Source organism: Kluyvera sp. NPDC087067, assembly GCF_044745165.1.
In the GTDB taxonomy this organism is placed as follows: domain Bacteria; phylum Pseudomonadota; class Gammaproteobacteria; order Enterobacterales; family Enterobacteriaceae; genus Kluyvera.
The window spans coordinates 145642-163066 of the sequence record NZ_JBIUZS010000005.1 but is presented as its reverse complement, the minus strand read 5'-3'; the positions used below and the strand labels follow the sequence as shown (position 1 = coordinate 163066).

The following is a 17425-nucleotide window of genomic DNA, read 5'->3' as shown; positions in this document are numbered from 1 at the left end:
TTGTCAGTGCGAATTGGCATATGCTGAATCGCGTCCGGTGTGCCGTTTCGGAATCGGACTATTTCTTAGACGTGCTATTTTGGGCTATTTTTGCTATAATTTGCGATTAAGCTCGCAATTTTATTAAATAAGAAGGCGTTGGAATGATTGCATCCGACCAGGAGACCTAATGATATCGACTCCCATCCGACGATATGGGGCCGCGATTCTCATGTTACTCATCTGCACATTTTCAGGTGGGGTGTTCGCAAAAACACACACGGTAACAAAGCATCAAAAAGCCTCGGTAACAAAGCATCATAAAGTTACGGCAAACAAGACAAGTTTTAGAAAGGCCAGCAGTAAACAAGAGTATTCTCGCAATAGTGTAAAGAGCAGTTCACTTCCTGATTTGCGAAAATACCCTTCCGGAACACCACGGAAACGCGCGTTTCTCCGGACGGTAATGCCTTATATCACAAGTCAAAATGCAGCCATCACCGCAGATCGTAACTGGTTGGTTTCCAAGCAGTACGAAGGCCGATGGTCGCCGAGTGAGCGTGCGCGTCTGAAAGATATTGCCGCTCGCTATAAAGTGAGCTGGAACGGCAATACCCGTAAGGTGCCGTGGAACTCGCTGCTTGAACGTGTCGATATTATTCCAGGCAGCATGGTTGCTACCATGGCGGCCGCAGAAAGCGGTTGGGGTACTTCTAAACTGGCGCGTAATAACAACAACCTGTTCGGCATGAAGTGCGGAAAGGGTTGTGGCGCAGGTGCGATGAACGGGTATACCCGTTTTGACTCAGTGAAAGAGTCCGTGCAGGCGTATGCAAGAAACCTGAATACGCACCCGGCTTATTCTTCGTTCCGTAAGTCACGCGCGCAACTGCGTAAAACGGATCAGGAAGTCACCGCCACGGCGATGATCCATAAGCTGAAAGGCTATTCGACTAAAGGTTCTAGCTATAACGACTACCTGTTTGCGATGTATCAGGATAACCAGCGTCTGATTGCCGCGCATATGTAATCGGTTCTGAATCGTAAAAAAGCCTTCCAGCGATGGAAGGCTTTTTTGTTTGCGACGAAGCAACCTAAGCCTGCACCAAGGCCTCGCTATGCTGCTCGCGGTACTCCTTCGGCGTAGTGTCATACTCTTTCTTAAACACTGAATAAAAATACTGTAGCGATGGATAGCCGCACATCTGTGAGATTTCGTTAATTGATAGCGACGTCGAAACCAGCAGGCTGCGTGCTTTTTCCAGCTTTTCGCTGTGGATCACGGCGTGGATAGTTTCCCCCACTTCCTCTTTGAAACGCTTTTCGAGGTTAGAGCGGGAAATGCCAACCGAGTCCAGAACCTGCTCGACCTTAATGCCCTTGCAGGCGTTATTACGGATGTAGTGCATAGCCTGGATCACCGCCGGGTCGTTTAGCGAACGGTAATCGGTTGAGCGGCGTTCCATCACACGCATTGGCGGCACCAGCACGCGCTGGAGCGGTAATGCTTCGTTGTCGAGCAGTCGCTGCATCAGTTTTGCCGCTTGATAGCCCATCTGTCTTGCGCCCTGCGCCACCGATGAGAGGGCCACGCGGGAGAGATAGCGGGTGAGTTCTTCATTATCAATTCCTATCACGCATAGCTTCTCGGGCACGGGAATATGCAAATGCTCACAGGCTTGCAAAACGTGGCGTGCTCGGGAGTCGGTGACGGCGATAATGCCCGTTTGCGGCGGTAGCGTTTGCAGCCAGTCGGCCAGCCGATTTTGCGCATGCTGCCAATTTTCCGGCGCGGTTTGCTGGCCCTGATAGATAACACCACGGTACTTCTCTTTGGCAACGATCTGGCTAAATGCGTATTCGCGCTCCTCGGCCCAGCGTTTGCCGCTGGCAGAAGGCAAACCGTAGAATGCAAAACGATGCACCCCTTTTTCCTTCAAATGTAAAAAGGCGCTTTCAACCAGCGCATAGTTATCGGTCGCAATGTAGTGGACGGGAGGGTACTGATCCTGACGATGATAAGAGCCGCCAACGCCGACGATAGGCACGTCAACATCGGTGAGTAAGGCTTCTATTGTCGGGTCATCGTAGTCGGCGATAACGCCGTCGCCGAGCCATTCCTTGATGTTCTCAATACGCGCACGGAAATCTTCTTCGATAAAGATGTCCCACTCAGACTGTGACGCCTGTAAGTATTCGCCCACGCCTTCAACCACCTGACGGTCAAAAGCTTTGTTGGCATTGAATAACAGCGTGACGCGATGACGTTTTCCAAACATGGTTCAGGGTTCCTCGTGAATCATGAGGGGTGTTGCCAAAGCGGTCTGGCAACACCACGGTCTGGTAATCAGGCGCGCCGTTTGGTGGCGGAGTCCATCCAGACGGCAAGCAGCAAAATCGCACCTTTGACGATGTATTGCCAGAAGGTTGGGACGTCCATCATACTCATTCCATTATCGAGCGACGCCATAATAAATGCGCCCATGACCGCGCCCGCGACGCTACCGACACCGCCTGCAAGGCTGGTGCCGCCGATAACGCATGCGGCGATAGCATCCAGTTCTGCTATATTCCCCGCCGACGGCGAGCCTGCGCCAAGGCGAGAGCTGAGGATAAGCCCGGCAATCGCCACCATCAGGCCGTTAATGGCAAATACCGCGAGCTTATTACGCTCAACGTTAATCCCGGACAGTCGTGCAGCTTCAATATTGCCGCCGATAGCGTAGATACGGCGACCGAACGCGGTGCGCATGGCCATAAACATGCCGCCGAGCATCAGCAGCGTCAACAACAGTACTGGCGTCGGTACGCCACGATAATCATTAAGCAGCCAGATGGCACCTAACACGATGACTGCCGTCAGTGCTTGACGCCCCACAACACCGGTTGACGGGAGAGTAGTGAGTCCTAACGTCTGGCGACGTGCCCGTCCGCGCCACTGCCAGGCGACAAACGCCATTAGCCCAATCGCCCCAAAGGTAAAGCCAACACCATTAGGCAGATAGCTCTGGCCGATTTGCGACATTGCCGCGCTGGTGGGCGATACCGTGGTGCCATTCGTGATACCAATCAGAATACCACGGAAGGCGAGCATCCCGGCGAGGGTGACAATAAAGGACGGCACTTTACGATAAGCGACCCACCAACCATTCCACGCGCCCAGTACCAGGCCCATGACCAGCGTCACGATGATAGTCAGAGGCAGTGGCCAGCCGAACCAGACGTCGAAAATAGCGGCGGCCCCGCCGAGCAAGCCCATCATCGAACCGACAGAAAGGTCAATTTCCGCGGAGATAATGACGAATACCATACCGACGGCTAGAATGCCGGTAATGGCGGTCTGGCGCAGGAGATTTGAGACGTTACGCGCGCTAAGGTAGGCGCCATCAGTGGTCCAGGTGAAGAACAGCATAATCACCACAATCGCGGCGATCATCACGAAAACTTGTAAATTTAATGATTTCAGCCGCAGCGCCGGGGTCGGTGCAGGGGCCGCCAGTTTGAGTTCAGACGGATTGGTTTTCGACATGGCGTTCGCTCCTTAAGGCGGCTTCCATCACTTGTTCCTGGGTCAGGTTATGGTTCACCAGATTGGCTTTCAGTTTCCCTTCATGCATCACCAGCACGCGATCGCTTAAACCCAGCACTTCCGGTAATTCAGAAGAGATCACAATGACGGCAATACCTTGTTGCACAAGTTGATTGATCAGTTTGTAGATTTCATATTTCGCGCCGATATCAATGCCGCGCGTGGGTTCATCGAGGATCAGGATGCGAGGATTGAGCAGCAGGCAACGTGCCAGAATGGCCTTTTGCTGATTGCCGCCGCTTAGCCGCCCAATCGCAAGATCCGGCGAAGAAGTTTTGACCTTAAGTCGCTCAATGGATTGTAAAATACACTGCTGCTCTTTGGCATCGTCGAGGCTGCTTAAGGCGCCGCTAAAATCGCTCAACGCGGCAAGAGTTATGTTTTTGCCCACCGCCATTACCGGCACAATACCGTCTTTTTTGCGGTCTTCCGGCACCATGGCGATGCCGTGAGCGATGGCCTGCTGGCAATTGTTGATAGCGACCTGCTGACCATCAATAAAGATTTTTCCTTCCCAGCGACCGCGCCAGACGCCAAACAGACACTGTACCGCTTCGGTACGCCCCGCGCCGACCAACCCGGCGATGCCGAGAATTTCCCCGCGTTTCAGGCTAAATGAGATGTCGTTAACGCGCTTAATATGACGGTTGACGGGATGCCAGGCGGTGAGATTTTCTACCCGCAGAATTTCGTCACCGGCGGTATGGGGCTCATTCGGATAGAGGGCGGTGAGTTCACGTCCGACCATCATGGTGATGATGTCGTCTTCACTCATGCTGCTGGCGTCGCGGGTGCCGATATGCTGCCCGTCACGAATCACGCAGATGGTGTCAGAAATGGCTTTCACCTCATTGAGCTTGTGCGAGATATAGACGCAGGCGATACCGTGATTTTGCAGGTCGCGGATAATATCGAGCAGAATGGCCGTTTCCTGCTCGGTAAGAGAGGCGGTAGGTTCATCGAGAATCAGCAGGCGTACCTGTTTGTTGAGAGCCTTAGCGATTTCAACCAGTTGCTGCTGGCCCAGCCCTAAATCACCCACGCGCGTATCGGGCGAAATGGCGAGGTTGACCTGCGCCAGTAGCTTCTCACAGCGCAGCGTCATGGTGTCGTAGTCGAGTACGCCGTGGCGGCTGATTTCCGTGCCGAGGAAGATATTCTCCAGCACCGTCAGATGTTTAACCAGCGCCAGCTCCTGGTGAATAATGGCAATACCTTTACGTTCGGTATCGCGAATATGTGTGGGACGTAGAGTTTCCCCGGCAAAAATAATTTCACCCTCATAGCTGCCATGAGGATAAATACCGCATAGGACTTTCATTAAGGTCGATTTGCCAGAGCCGTTCTCACCGCACAAGGAAACGACCTCGCCTGGGTTTAATCTTAAGCTGACATTATCGATAGCCTTAACCACCCCGAAGGTTTTGGTAATGCTCTTCATTTCGAGTAAATACGGCATAGATGCTTGTGCTCCGCGTAAGCCAGGTTGTCGACACAATCTCAACATCCGGGCCGCCCCGGCGAGGTGCCGGGGCATGCCTTTTAGAGTTCGCTTTTCTTATGGAAACCATCTTTCACGACGGTTTCGTCAATATTGGTTTTATTGACTTCAATTGGGGTAAGCAGGCGGGATGGAACCTCCTTCAGACCGTTGTTCAGCGTGGCATCTGTTTTCGGTTGCTGGCCATTACCCAGCTCGACGGCAATTTCGGCGGCACTGTTCGCCAGCAGCGTAATCGGTTTATACACGGTCATGGTCTGCGTACCGTTGATAATGCGCTTGATGCCAGCGAGGTCAGCATCCTGCCCGGAGATCGCCACTTTCCCCGCCAGCCCTTGAGCGCTCAGCGCCTGAATAGCGCCTCCTGCGGTGGCATCGTTTGAGGCAACAACCGCATCAATTTTGTTATTGTTGGCGGTCAGCGCGTTCTCCATAATTTTCAGCGCATTTTCAGGCAGCCAGCCATCAACCCATTGATCGCCGACAACTTTAATTTTGCCTTCATCAATATAGGGTTTTAATACTTTCATCTGGCCGGAACGGAACAGTTTGGCGTTATTATCAACCGGTGATCCTCCCATCAGGAAATAATTCCCCTGAGGAACCTGGTTAACCAGACTTTGAGCCTGCATTTCGCCGACTTTTTCGTTATCGAAAGAAATATAGAAATCGATATCAGCATTATTAATCATGCGGTCATAGGCTAAGACTTTAATTCCTTCTTGCTTAGCCTCTTTAATTACATTGCTAAGTACCTGACCGTTATAAGGAATAATAACAAGGACATCGACGCCGCGATTGATCATATTTTCGATCTGCGACATTTGCGTCTCTTCGTTACCGTTTGCTGACTGGACGAACACTTTCGCGCCCAGTTGTTCGGCCTTATTCACAAAGATATCGCGGTCTTTCTGCCAGCGCTCAAGGCGCAGGTCATCAATAGCCATGCCGATTTTAACTTCTTTGGCACTGCTGGCCATGCTGGTCAGGAGTAACGATGCGCAGAGTGTGAGGCAAAGGTTCTTTATCTTCATAATCGTAATGCCTTCTGTAGGGGTAAGGTGATGAGATTGGCGATAAAAGAAACAGAGATGACTTAACACGCAGCAAATTTTTAACATGTTAATCGTGGCTGGCAATTACAGATTTTTATCTTGCCATTACGATATTTGGTTTAATTGCTAATTTTTGACCGCGATCTGATTTTAAAATTATTGAATGCAACAATTACTAAGTTAAAGGAAGCGAGATCCCTTTTTATTTTGGGAGCCAGCGCACATTTGTGGATTCTCTTAATACCAGTGTGAAATAACGTAATTGAGCAACGGCAATTCAGAATTCAGTATGAGAACACGAAGTCTTCCTCGTCGCCTGTCAGATTATGGAGTTCATTATGCAAGCTTATTTCGACCAACTGGATCGTGTTCGTTTCGAAGGCCCGAAAACCGAAAACCCGCTGGCTTTCCGCCACTACAACCCAGATGAGTTAGTACTGGGCAAACGTATGGAAGATCACCTGCGCTTTGCTGCCTGTTACTGGCACACCTTCTGCTGGAACGGGGCAGATATGTTCGGTATCGGTTCATTTGACCGTCCGTGGCAGCAGCCGGGCGAAGCCATCGAGCGCGCGAAACGTAAAGCTGATGTTGCATTTGAGTTCTTCCACAAGCTGAATGTTCCTTATTACTGCTTCCATGATATTGACGTATCTCCTGAAGGCGCCAACCTCAAAGAGTATCTGAACAATTTTGCGCAGATGGTTGATGTGCTGGCTGAAAAACAGCAGCAAAGCGGCGTGAAACTGCTGTGGGGTACTGCAAACTGCTTTACTAACCCACGTTACGGCGCGGGTGCCGCAACTAACCCTGACCCTGAAGTGTTCAGCATGGCGGCAACGCAGGTGTTCACTGCCATGAACGCCACTCATAAACTGGGCGGCGAAAACTATGTTCTGTGGGGCGGCCGTGAAGGCTATGAAACCTTGCTGAACACTGACCTGCGTCAGGAGCGCGAGCAGATCGGCCGCTTTATGCAGATGGTGGTTGAGCACAAACACAAAATCGGCTTCCAGGGTACTCTGCTTATCGAACCCAAACCGCAAGAGCCGACCAAGCACCAGTACGACTATGATGCATCAACGGTGTACGGCTTCCTGAAGCAGTTCGGTCTGGAAAAAGAGATCAAGCTGAATATTGAAGCAAACCATGCGACGCTGGCCGGTCACTCTTTCCATCACGAAATTGCCACTGCCATTGCGCTGGGCCTGTTTGGTTCCGTGGATGCCAACCGTGGCGACCCGCAGCTGGGCTGGGATACCGACCAGTTCCCGAACAGCGTAGAAGAAAATGCGCTGGTGATGTATGAAATCCTCAAAGCAGGCGGCTTCACCACCGGCGGTATGAACTTTGATGCCAAAGTTCGTCGTCAGAGTACCGACAAGTATGATCTGTTCTACGGTCACATCGGTGCGATGGACACTATGGCGCTGTCGCTGAAAGTGGCCGCTCGCATGATTGAAGGCGGTGAGCTGGATAAACGTGTGGCAAAACGCTATGCAGGCTGGAACGGCGAACTGGGTCAGCAGATTCTGAAAGGTCAGATGTCACTGCAGGATCTGGCGAAGTATGCCGAGCAGAATCAGCTGGCGCCGCAGCATCAGAGCGGTCATCAGGAACTGTTGGAAGGGCTGGTTAACCACTACCTGTTCGACAAGTAAGCCGTGAGTTTTGCAGCATAAACAATGCCCGGAAGCGTAAGCTTGCCGGGCATCGTTCTCATTAAAGGAGCAGTCGCGATGTATATCGGCATAGATCTCGGAACGTCTGGCGTAAAGGCGATCCTGCTTGATGAGCAGGGCACCGTGCTGGCCTCGCACACGGAAAAATTAACGGTTTCTCGTCCTCACCCGCTTTGGTCGGAACAGGATCCTGAGCAGTGGTGGCAGGCAACAGACCTTGCCATGAAAGGGTTAGGGCAGCAGCATAGCTTGCAGGGTGTTAAAGCAATCGGCATTGCCGGGCAGATGCACGGTGCGACGCTGCTGGACAAACAGCAGCATGTGCTGCGCCCGGCAATTTTATGGAACGATGGCCGCTGTGCGCAAGAATGCCAACTGCTGGAAGAGCGGGTGAAAAACTCGCGTCAGATTACCGGCAACCTGATGATGCCAGGCTTCACCGCGCCCAAACTGCTGTGGGTGCAGCGGCATGAAGAAGAGATCTTCCGCCAGATTGATAAGATTCTGTTACCGAAAGATTATTTGCGATTGCGGATGACGGGCGATTTTGCCAGCGACATGTCTGACGCGGCAGGCACAATGTGGATGGACGTAGCAAAGCGTGACTGGAGCGATGAGATGCTCGCCGCTTGTGGGTTGACCCGCGATAATATGCCAGCGCTTTACGAAGGCTGCGATATTATCGGGCATCTATTAGCTTCAGTCGCCAAAGCGTGGAATATGCCTGCGGTGCCGGTTGTCGCCGGTGGGGGCGATAATGCTGCGGGGGCCGTGGGCGTTGGAATGGTCGATGCCGGGCAGGCGATGCTGTCGCTGGGCACGTCAGGCGTCTATTTTGCGGTGAGCGAAGGTTTCCTGAGTAAACCTGAAAGCGCCGTGCACAGCTTCTGTCATGCCTTACCGGGCCGATGGCACTTAATGTCGGTGATGCTGAGTGCCGCATCGTGCCTCGATTGGGCGGCGAAGTTGACGGGGTTAGAAAACGTGCCGGCGCTGATTACCGCAGCCGAGTCGGCTGATAGTCATGCGGGGCCAGTATGGTTCCTGCCGTATCTTTCCGGCGAGCGCACACCGCATAACAATCCTGAAGCCAAAGGCGTCTTCTTCGGCCTTACCCATCAACATGGCCCGGCTGAGCTGGCTCGCGCCGTGCTGGAAGGTGTGGGTTTTGCGCTGGCGGATGGAATGGACGTGGTTCATGCCTGCGGCGTTGAGCCGAAAAGCATCACGCTTATCGGCGGGGGCGCACGTAGCGCTTACTGGCGGCAAATGCTGGCGGATATTTGTGGCAAGCAGCTCGATTACCGCACCGGTGGCGACGTAGGCCCGGCGTTAGGTGCCGCACGCCTGGCGCAGTTGGCAATCTGCAAAGATAAGTCGTATGCGCAATTGCTGCCGCAGCTGGCGTTGGAACAAGAGCATCACCCAGATGCAGAGCGCTTTGCCTACTATGCGCCAAAGCGTGAAACCTTCCGACAAATCTATCAGCAATTACTGCCGTTAATGTCATGATGATAAATGCCTCCTGATTTCAGGAGGCATTTATTAAAAGAATTAAACGCGCAAAATGATAATAATTAAATATAGTTTTTTTCTGAAAGATCCCTCTTTATATGACATTTCTATGTCGCGTTTCTCCGGTTCCCCATAAGGTATTTTGGGTGGATAAGGAGATCCAAATGAAAGTATCCGTATTGGCTTCCTGGTTGTTACTCATCGTCGGCGTATTGGTTTACGCATTGGGTTTATGGTCTGCTTGCCCGCTATTGAGTGGAAAAGGTTATTTTCTTGGCGTGCTCATGACGGGAATGTTTGTCACCTATGTTTATTTGCGCGAGGAAAGCGCTGGGCGGGTGGATGAACGCTTTGCCTACGTGTGTCAGATGGTGGCCCTGCTAACGGTTGGGCTCCTGTTCGTGGGAGTGGTAAACGCCCCCTTATCGCTGATTGAACGTGTGGTGTACCCCATCGCCTTCTTTTTGTCCCTGTATGGGCAGGTCTCGTTATTTCGTTCATCACAAAAAGATTGAGCGGTGAAAAAAATAGAGCTGATTAATCGATTATTTTTCTCAGTTTTACTCAATGGAAAGAGGTTGTGAGATGGAAAGTAAGGCATCAACGTATTCACCTGCATTTAGCATTGTGTCATGGATTGCACTCGTGGGTGGCGTCGTGACTTATCTGCTGGGGCTGTGGAACGCAGATATGCTGTTAAATGAAAAAGGCTATTATTTCTCAGTATTGATACTGGGCCTTTTCTCTGCGGCATCCTATCAAAAAACGGTTCGTGATAAATATGAAGGCATTCCGACCACCAATATTTATTACATCACTTGCCTTAGCGTATTTATTATCAGTGTGGCCCTGCTGCTTGTAGGGTTGTGGAATGCCACGCTGCTACTGAGCGAAAAAGGGTTTTACGGTCTGGCTTTCTTCCTGAGTCTATTTGGCGCGGTGGCGGTGCAGAAAAATATCCGCGATAACGGCATTGGGCAGGAGCACGAGACCCACACGGTTGATGAAGGGTTAGCAGAGTAATTGAAGGCGCCCGGTTTATCGCCGGGCGTATTATCGTTAGCTCGCCAGTCGGCGTTTATCCACACGCTGTAAGGCAATTGAAAGCAATAAGCTTCCCGCGAGTGTGGCGGAAAACACCCAGAGAATATCCAGCGCTGGCCAGTTTTTGATATCAATATTCCAGCTGCGAAGCAGATAAATAATAAACGCATGAAAGCCATAAATGCCCAGCGAATGCCGCGAAATCAACGACAGTCCGGGAAGAACGCGGTGGTTCAGGGTATTTTTCACCACAATGAATAACGCCGCCGCACAGATAAAGACCATCGGCCCGCAGTATACATACCAGGTGTCGGCAAAGTTACCGCGCCACTGCAATTCATGCAGCGTACCGCGTGAAATTATCCATACTGCGCCGACAAAAAGGAGCCCACAAATTGCCGTCAGCGCTTTTTTGTTGGTCTCCATCATTCCCAGCGCTCGTCCAAGTAGCCCATAAAGCACGTAATAGAAGGTATCGCCATTGATGTAAAGATTGATTGGCAACCACGTTGCGCCGTGGCTGCTAAGGGAAACGGTATTCGGGTTGGCGACAATACCCAGCATGATCATCAGCGCCAGCAGCATTTTGCCGCTGATGGCTTTTACCTCTATCAGTGGTGAAACCAGATAAATAACGATGATGGCGAAGAAAAACCACAGATGATAGAAAACCGGCTTTTGCAGTAGGTTTTTTAACGAGTTTTCCACGTTGATGTGGGTAAAGGTAGTAATGAATATCAGCGCAAGCGTGCTGTAGAACAGCAAACACAGGCCGATGCGCAGAAAATGGCGCGGCTGTGCGCTGCGTGGCCCAAAAAACAGGTAGCCTGAAATCATAAAGAACAGCGGCACGCTGACGCGGGAGGCGGAGTTGAGTACGTTAGCGAAGCCCCAGTTTAACGGACTGATGTCATGAGGATGCGTTACAAACCAGGTGGTGGTATGGATCATCACCACCATCAAACAGGCTATTGCGCGTAAATTATCAATCCAGTTTATCTTTTCTTGCATCAGACGCCCTTTTCTCCGCTATAAATAGATTCTGGCCCGTCGCTTACGCGCTATTGCACGGGAAAGTTCTGAGTTTTCTCCCCCAGACTTGTAGAGTTGGGGAGAGATTCGGACAATACGAGAGTGTGAAAGGGTACAGCCTAAAATAACCGCCTGGAAATAGAAATAATGTCGAAGTCTCTTCTCCCAATGCTGGCGTTGATGCTGCTGGCTGGGTGTTCAACGGTGGAGCCACCTGTTGCACAGAAAACGCAGAGTGCCAGAGTAGATCCTGCACTTTCACTCAGCATGGAACAACTGTGCAAGGATAGTGCAGCGCAGCGATATAATACGGCGGCACAGAAAATTGATGTCACGGGTTTTGTGCGATTCCAGGGGAGTTACGAGCTGCGCGGATATACCGCGCAAAATGAAAGTTTTGTCTGCTCATTCGATGCGGATGGCGACTTTTTACATCTCTCCATGCGCTAAGACGGGCACGAATGCGGTAAAATTCGGCCTGTTTCCCCCAATTTTCCCTAAACAACCCGGTTTCATACTGTATATCTCGCAGCCAGCGGGTATACTGGTTCCTTCCTTTCAATCCACACGTATCCAGCACGAAATCATATGCAAAAGTTTGATACCAGGACCTTCCAGGGCCTGATCCTGACCTTACAGGATTACTGGGCTCGTCAAGGCTGCACCATTGTTCAACCACTGGACATGGAAGTCGGCGCGGGCACATCTCACCCAATGACCTGCCTGCGTGCGTTGGGGCCAGAGCCGATGGCAACCGCCTACGTGCAACCATCCCGCCGTCCAACCGATGGCCGCTATGGCGAAAACCCGAACCGTTTACAGCACTACTATCAGTTCCAGGTAGTGATTAAACCGTCTCCGGACAACATCCAGGAGCTGTACCTCGGGTCTTTGAAAGAGCTGGGTATGGATCCAACCATTCACGATATCCGTTTCGTGGAAGATAACTGGGAGAACCCAACGCTGGGTGCCTGGGGTCTGGGTTGGGAAGTGTGGCTAAACGGCATGGAAGTGACGCAGTTCACCTACTTCCAGCAGGTCGGCGGCATGGAATGTAAACCGGTTACCGGCGAAATTACCTACGGCCTTGAGCGTCTGGCGATGTATATCCAGGGCGTGGACAGCGTTTACGATCTGGTCTGGAGCGACGGCCCGCTGGGTAAAACCACCTACGGCGACGTGTTCCACCAAAACGAAGTTGAGCAATCGACTTATAACTTTGAATACGCGGACGTCGACTTCTTGTTCACCTGCTTTGAGCAGTATGAGAAAGAAGCCCAGCAGCTGCTGGCGCTGGAAAACCCGCTGCCGCTGCCTGCCTACGAGCGTATTCTGAAAGCCGCCCATAGCTTTAACCTGCTGGATGCGCGTAAAGCCATCTCCGTCACCGAGCGCCAGCGCTATATCCTGCGCATTCGTACGCTGACCAAAGCAGTCGCAGAAGCTTACTATGCTTCCCGTGAAGCCCTTGGCTTCCCGCTGTGCAACAAGAATAAATAAGAGGCGGCCATGTCTGAGAAAACTTTCCTGGTGGAAATCGGCACTGAAGAGCTGCCACCAAAAGCACTGCGCAGCCTGGCTGAATCCTTTGCTGCGAACGTGACTGCGGAGCTGGATAACGCTGGCCTCGCGCACGGTAAAGTTGAATGGTTTGCTGCACCGCGTCGTCTGGCGCTGAAAGTGGCAAATCTGGCGGCGGCACAGGCCGATCGCGAAGTCGAAAAACGCGGCCCGGCGATTGCCCAGGCGTTTGACGCTGAAGGTAAAGCAAGCAAAGCGGCTGAGGGTTGGGCGCGCGGCTGCGGTATCACCGTCGATCAGGCTGAGCGTCTGAAAACCGATAAAGGTGAATGGCTGCTGTATCGCGCACACGTCAAGGGCGAAAGCACCGAAGCGCTGCTGCCGAACATGATCGCCACCTCACTGGCTAAGCTGCCTATTCCAAAACTGATGCGCTGGGGCGCGTCTGATGTCCACTTTGTACGTCCGGTTCACACCGTGACGCTGCTCTTAGGCGACAAAGTGATTCCTGCGACCATTCTCGGTATCCAGTCTGACCGTGTGATCCGTGGTCATCGCTTTATGGGCGAGCCTGAGTTCACCATCGACAATGCCGATCAGTATCCTGAAATCCTGCGCCAGCGCGGCAAAGTGATTGCTGATTACGCCGAGCGTAAAGCGAAAATCAAAGCCGATGCTGAAGAAGCGGCGCGTAAGATTGGCGGTAACGCGGATCTGAGCGAAAGCCTGCTGGAAGAAGTTACCTCTCTGGTTGAATGGCCGGTCGTTCTGACGGCAAAATTCGAAGAGAAATTCCTCGCGGTACCGGCGGAAGCGCTGGTGTATACCATGAAGGGCGACCAGAAGTATTTCCCAGTTTACGATAACGCGGGCAAGCTGCTGCCGAACTTTATTTTCGTCGCCAACATTGAATCAAAAGATCCGTTTCAGATTATCTCGGGTAACGAGAAAGTGGTTCGTCCACGTCTGGCGGATGCTGAGTTCTTCTTCAATTCTGACCGCAAAAAACGTCTTGAAGACAATCTACCGCGCCTGCAAACCGTGCTGTTCCAGAAGGAACTGGGTACGCTGCGCGACAAAACCGATCGTATTCAGGCGCTGGCGGGCTGGATTGCCGCTCAGATTGGTGCGGACGTAAACCACGCGACTCGCGCCGGTCTGCTGTCTAAGTGCGACCTGATGACCAACATGGTCTTTGAGTTCACCGATACTCAGGGCGTGATGGGCATGCACTACGCGCGTCACGATGGTGAAGCGGAAGACGTAGCGGTGGCGCTCAACGAGCAGTATCAACCGCGCTTTGCCGGTGATGACCTGCCGTCGAACCCGGTAGCCTGTGCGCTGGCGATTGCCGATAAGATGGACACCCTGGCGGGTATCTTTGGTATCGGTCAGCACCCGAAAGGCGATAAAGACCCGTTTGCGCTGCGTCGTGCCGCGCTGGGCGTGCTGCGTATTATCGTCGAGAAGAACCTGAATCTCGATTTGCAAACGCTGACCGAAGAAGCGGTTCGTCTGTACGGCGACAAGCTGACTAATGCGAAAGTCGTCGATGAGGTTATCGACTTCATGCTCGGTCGCTTCCGTGCCTGGTACCAGGACGAAGGTTACACCGTTGACACCATCCAGGCTGTACTGGCGCGTCGTCCGACACGTCCGGCAGACTTTGATGCCCGTATGAAAGCCGTTTCGCACTTCCGTACGCTGGAAGAGGCGTCTGCGCTGGCTGCGGCGAACAAACGTGTATCCAACATCCTTGCCAAGTCTGACGAAACGCTCAATGACATCGTTCATGCGTCGGTACTGAAAGAAGCGGCGGAAATTAAGCTGGCGGGCAATCTGGTTGTGCTGCGCGACAAACTGCAGCCGTACTTTGCTGCGGGCCGTTACCAGGAAGCGTTGGTTGAGCTGGCATCGCTGCGTGAGCCGGTGGATGAGTTCTTCGAAAACGTCATGGTGAATGCAGAAGACAAAGATGTTCGTATCAATCGTCTGACGCTGCTGTCTAAACTGCGCGAATTGTTCTTGCAGGTAGCGGATATTTCTCTGCTGCAGTAACAATGAGTTAGCTTGAAAAAAACCTGCTTTCGAGCAGGTTTTTTTATATCTTAAATATTATTACGTGAACCATTAATAATGATTTGAATTATATTTTTGCTATTTTCATTGATAGCTAAGAAATATTTTAGGAATACGTTCACACAGAGATAAAGAATATTTGAGATAGAATAGAGTCGGGTGCTTGAGACTGTTTGTCTCAGGTATTTTCCAAAAGGCAGACAGAGAAAAGCCCCACCTGATAATAAATCAAAGTGAGGCCACCTCTATGCATGAACACCATAAGGGTAGTCTCTTACTCGTTGAAAATCAACATAAGGGGCTAGGGATGCCACAAAAATCTATGTTGTATAGTTTGATAGTGATATGTCTCACTATTCTATTATTTACCTGGATGGTTCGTGATTCATTATGTGAATTGCATATTAAGCAAGGAAACAATGAAGTCGCGGCATCTTTAGCCTGTGATATTAACCAGTAAGGGCTTTTGGCGGGGAGTTATCCCCGCCAAATTTTCGGTGTTATGCATTCTCAGTGCACCCTGTTTTTTTATCCAAAAATAACGAAAAGGCCTCTCGTATTGGTGGGGCCTTTTTTCATAAATCCAAAGCGCCCAAAAAATAGCCTTGAAATTCGCCACGCAATACGTTTATCCTTTGCGGCGACGAATCCCTCGTCTCACTGAGGCACACGAAAATGGACAAACACACCTGCTGAATTCGAATCCTTGCTAAGCAGCTTGCTGCAAGCAGGGGAGTTATTGATTTCACTCAGGAGTGCTTATGGCCCATTGTGCGCAATCCCCTTCTTTTATTTTGCATCAGGTCACCTGTCAATTTGCGACGGGCGATACCCTTTTTGGCCCGTTAAATCTTTCGCTGGATCAATCGCTTTGCGGTCTGGTGGGGCGTAATGGCGTTGGCAAAACCCGTTTATTACGCTTGCTGGCGGGTATTGATTCTCCGTCGACCGGGCATATTGAATGTCTCGCATCGTCTGCCTATGTTGCGCAGCAACACACCGTTGCGCCTGACGTCACTCTTGTCGAGTTGCTGGGCTATGCGCCGATTTATGCGGCTTTACAACGCCTTGAACAAGGGAATGCGCTGGCAGAGGATATTGAGGCGCTGGACGGTTATTGGGATCTTCCTTTTCGCCTGAGTACGGCGTTTCAGGATGCGGGGCTGGGGGAGTTGACTCCGCAGCGGCTCGCCTCCTCACTCAGCGGGGGTGAGCGGATAAAAGCGTTGCTGTGTGCAGCGTTTATCTCTGACGCTGACTATTTGCTGCTTGATGAACCGACCAATCACCTCGATAGCGCCGGTCGAGAATGGCTCTATCGGCAGCTTGAAAACTGGCGCGGCGGCGCGCTTATCGCCAGCCATGACCGGCAGCTGCTGACGCGTATGCCCCGTATTCTTGAACTGACCCCAGGCGCTTTGCGTAGCTATGGTGGAAGTTACGCTGATTACCAACAACAGCGCGATGCTGAACAGACGGCGGCTCGAGCGGTGCTGGAACATGCTGCCACCGAAAGACGGCGCACTCGCGCGCGGATGCAAAAGGAACATGATGATTGCCAGAGGCGGTCAGCTAAAACGCTGCGTACCGTCGATAACCTCAACATCGCCTCGTTTGAGCGGGTGAAATACAAAGGTGCCGCGCGAGAACGTCCCGGTACGCTGCTGCGTCAGCATCGGGACCAAACCGGGGCGCTGGATAACGCGGTGAGGCAGTCGCGTGAGCGAGTGGTGGAAGACAGCCCGGTGATGTTTACCTTACCGGGAAGCCATGTAGCTGCGGGTAAACAGGTGGTGGTCATGGAAGCGCTACATCTGGCTCATCAGACACTTCCCCCGCTTGACTGGCGGTTGGATGGCCCGATGCGAGTAGCGTTACGCGGCCCGAACGGCTGCGGAAAAACAACGCTACTGAAAACAATTATGGGAATAGACGCTCCGCTAGCTGGCTACAGTCAGCTGTCGGTCACAGCGGCCTGGCTGGATCAGCATCTTACGCAACTGGATTTATCATTGTCGGTGATGGCGCATCTTCGTGCAGGCGATACGCCGCTAGAAGAGGGCGCAATTCGTACCTGTCTGGCGCAGTTGCAGTTGGGAGCGGACAAAGTGAATTTACCGCTTACGGAGCTTAGCGGTGGCGAACGGTTAAAAGCGGCGCTAGCTTGCGCACTGTGGCAAAAAGAACCGGCACAGCTGTTGTTACTGGATGAACCCACAAATCATCTGGATCTCTCTTCGGTGCAGGCGATTGAAGCCGCGCTGGCTGATTTTTCTGGCGCGATGATCGTCGTGTCACACGATGAGGCATTTTTGCAGGCACTAAAGTTGACGCACTGTCTGGAGTGGCGGGATTCGGGCTGGTATTTCGCTGAGGTATAGGTAAAAAAAATCCCCGCCATAAGGCAGGGATTTAAAATTCTTAGCGG

The 17425-nt window shown here is 52.0% G+C and carries 15 protein-coding genes; 10 read left to right on the top strand and 5 right to left on the bottom strand.

The window, feature by feature from the left end; translation table 11 throughout:
- The first annotated feature begins 169 nt into the window (after positions 1 to 169).
- Complete coding sequence (locus ACIPDS_RS14490; protein ID WP_400737078.1) at positions 170 to 1009, top strand: protein bax; 840 nt, start codon at positions 170 to 172, stop codon at positions 1007 to 1009.
- Between the two features lie 64 nt (positions 1010 to 1073).
- On the opposite strand, the gene xylR is transcribed toward ACIPDS_RS14490, so the two are convergent.
- The 4 genes from xylR to xylF form a co-directional block, all read right to left on the bottom strand.
- Complete coding sequence (gene xylR, locus ACIPDS_RS14485) at positions 1074 to 2258, bottom strand: D-xylose utilization transcriptional activator XylR (protein WP_400737075.1); 1185 nt, start codon at positions 2256 to 2258, stop codon at positions 1074 to 1076.
- A 68-nt stretch (positions 2259 to 2326) separates the two neighbouring features.
- Positions 2327 to 3508, bottom strand: coding sequence for a xylose ABC transporter permease XylH (gene xylH / locus ACIPDS_RS14480; protein ID WP_400737072.1), 1182 nt, complete (start codon positions 3506 to 3508; stop codon positions 2327 to 2329).
- Complete coding sequence (locus ACIPDS_RS14475; RefSeq protein ID WP_400737070.1) at positions 3486 to 5027, bottom strand: xylose ABC transporter ATP-binding protein; 1542 nt, start codon at positions 5025 to 5027, stop codon at positions 3486 to 3488. The genes xylH and ACIPDS_RS14475 overlap by 23 nt, the downstream gene beginning before the upstream one ends.
- Before the next feature lie 83 nt (positions 5028 to 5110).
- On the bottom strand, positions 5111 to 6103 hold the full coding sequence (gene xylF, locus ACIPDS_RS14470) for a D-xylose ABC transporter substrate-binding protein (RefSeq protein ID WP_166515307.1): 993 nt from the start codon (positions 6101 to 6103) through the stop codon (positions 5111 to 5113).
- A 359-nt stretch (positions 6104 to 6462) separates the two neighbouring features.
- Here xylF and xylA point away from each other — a divergent pair, with 359 nt between their 5' ends.
- The 4 genes from xylA (at position 6463) to yiaA (ending at position 10344) form a co-directional block, all read left to right on the top strand.
- A complete protein-coding gene (xylA, locus tag ACIPDS_RS14465) occupies positions 6463 to 7785 on the top strand; it encodes a xylose isomerase (protein WP_166515308.1) in 1323 nt (440 codons plus the stop codon).
- 78 nt (positions 7786 to 7863) lie between these two features.
- Positions 7864 to 9318 (top strand): xylulokinase, encoded by a 1455-nt coding sequence (gene xylB, locus ACIPDS_RS14460; protein WP_400737065.1) that lies wholly within the window; start codon positions 7864 to 7866, stop codon positions 9316 to 9318.
- Positions 9319 to 9485: 167 nt separating this feature from the next.
- Complete coding sequence (yiaB, locus tag ACIPDS_RS14455) at positions 9486 to 9836, top strand: inner membrane protein YiaB (protein WP_400737062.1); 351 nt, start codon at positions 9486 to 9488, stop codon at positions 9834 to 9836.
- Between the two features lie 70 nt (positions 9837 to 9906).
- Positions 9907 to 10344, top strand: a complete 438-nt coding sequence (gene yiaA, locus ACIPDS_RS14450; protein ID WP_400737059.1) for an inner membrane protein YiaA — start codon at positions 9907 to 9909, stop codon at positions 10342 to 10344.
- 36 nt (positions 10345 to 10380) lie between these two features.
- Here yiaA and ACIPDS_RS14445 read toward each other — a convergent pair whose 3' ends face one another.
- Complete coding sequence (locus ACIPDS_RS14445) at positions 10381 to 11376, bottom strand: acyltransferase (protein ID WP_400737056.1); 996 nt, start codon at positions 11374 to 11376, stop codon at positions 10381 to 10383.
- 168 nt (positions 11377 to 11544) lie between these two features.
- Here ACIPDS_RS14445 and ACIPDS_RS14440 point away from each other — a divergent pair, with 168 nt between their 5' ends.
- The 5 genes from ACIPDS_RS14440 (at position 11545) to ACIPDS_RS14420 (ending at position 17378) form a co-directional block, all read left to right on the top strand.
- Positions 11545 to 11847 carry a YsaB family lipoprotein gene (locus tag ACIPDS_RS14440; protein WP_400737053.1) on the top strand — a complete coding sequence of 101 codons (303 nt, stop codon included), beginning with the start codon at positions 11545 to 11547 and terminating at the stop codon, positions 11845 to 11847.
- 138 nt (positions 11848 to 11985) lie between these two features.
- On the top strand, positions 11986 to 12897 hold the full coding sequence (gene glyQ / locus ACIPDS_RS14435; protein ID WP_166515313.1) for a glycine--tRNA ligase subunit alpha: 912 nt from the start codon (positions 11986 to 11988) through the stop codon (positions 12895 to 12897).
- Between the two features lie 9 nt (positions 12898 to 12906).
- Positions 12907 to 14976, top strand: a complete 2070-nt coding sequence (gene glyS / locus ACIPDS_RS14430) for a glycine--tRNA ligase subunit beta (RefSeq protein WP_400737049.1) — start codon at positions 12907 to 12909, stop codon at positions 14974 to 14976.
- 328 nt (positions 14977 to 15304) lie between these two features.
- A complete protein-coding gene (hokA, locus tag ACIPDS_RS14425) occupies positions 15305 to 15457 on the top strand; it encodes a type I toxin-antitoxin system toxin HokA (protein ID WP_126441025.1) in 153 nt (50 codons plus the stop codon).
- 301 nt (positions 15458 to 15758) lie between these two features.
- A complete protein-coding gene (locus ACIPDS_RS14420; RefSeq protein WP_400737045.1) occupies positions 15759 to 17378 on the top strand; it encodes an ABC-F family ATP-binding cassette domain-containing protein in 1620 nt (539 codons plus the stop codon).
- The last annotated feature ends 47 nt before the right edge of the window (positions 17379 to 17425 follow it).

Bases quoted from the DNA above. Each gene is read 5' to 3' on its own strand.
- ACIPDS_RS14490 (WP_400737078.1), top strand. From the start codon at position 170: ATGATATCGACTCCCATCCGACGATATGGGGCCGCGATTCTCATGTTA.
- xylR (WP_400737075.1), bottom strand. From the start codon at position 2,258: ATGTTTGGAAAACGTCATCGCGTCACGCTGTTATTCAATGCCAACAAA.
- xylH (WP_400737072.1), bottom strand. From the start codon at position 3,508: ATGTCGAAAACCAATCCGTCTGAACTCAAACTGGCGGCCCCTGCACCG.
- ACIPDS_RS14475 (WP_400737070.1), bottom strand. From the start codon at position 5,027: ATGCCGTATTTACTCGAAATGAAGAGCATTACCAAAACCTTCGGGGTG.
- xylF (WP_166515307.1), bottom strand. From the start codon at position 6,103: ATGAAGATAAAGAACCTTTGCCTCACACTCTGCGCATCGTTACTCCTG.
- xylA (WP_166515308.1), top strand. From the start codon at position 6,463: ATGCAAGCTTATTTCGACCAACTGGATCGTGTTCGTTTCGAAGGCCCG.
- xylB (WP_400737065.1), top strand. From the start codon at position 7,864: ATGTATATCGGCATAGATCTCGGAACGTCTGGCGTAAAGGCGATCCTG.
- yiaB (WP_400737062.1), top strand. From the start codon at position 9,486: ATGAAAGTATCCGTATTGGCTTCCTGGTTGTTACTCATCGTCGGCGTA.
- yiaA (WP_400737059.1), top strand. From the start codon at position 9,907: ATGGAAAGTAAGGCATCAACGTATTCACCTGCATTTAGCATTGTGTCA.
- ACIPDS_RS14445 (WP_400737056.1), bottom strand. From the start codon at position 11,376: ATGCAAGAAAAGATAAACTGGATTGATAATTTACGCGCAATAGCCTGT.
- ACIPDS_RS14440 (WP_400737053.1), top strand. From the start codon at position 11,545: ATGTCGAAGTCTCTTCTCCCAATGCTGGCGTTGATGCTGCTGGCTGGG.
- glyQ (WP_166515313.1), top strand. From the start codon at position 11,986: ATGCAAAAGTTTGATACCAGGACCTTCCAGGGCCTGATCCTGACCTTA.
- glyS (WP_400737049.1), top strand. From the start codon at position 12,907: ATGTCTGAGAAAACTTTCCTGGTGGAAATCGGCACTGAAGAGCTGCCA.
- hokA (WP_126441025.1), top strand. From the start codon at position 15,305: ATGCCACAAAAATCTATGTTGTATAGTTTGATAGTGATATGTCTCACT.
- ACIPDS_RS14420 (WP_400737045.1), top strand. From the start codon at position 15,759: ATGGCCCATTGTGCGCAATCCCCTTCTTTTATTTTGCATCAGGTCACC.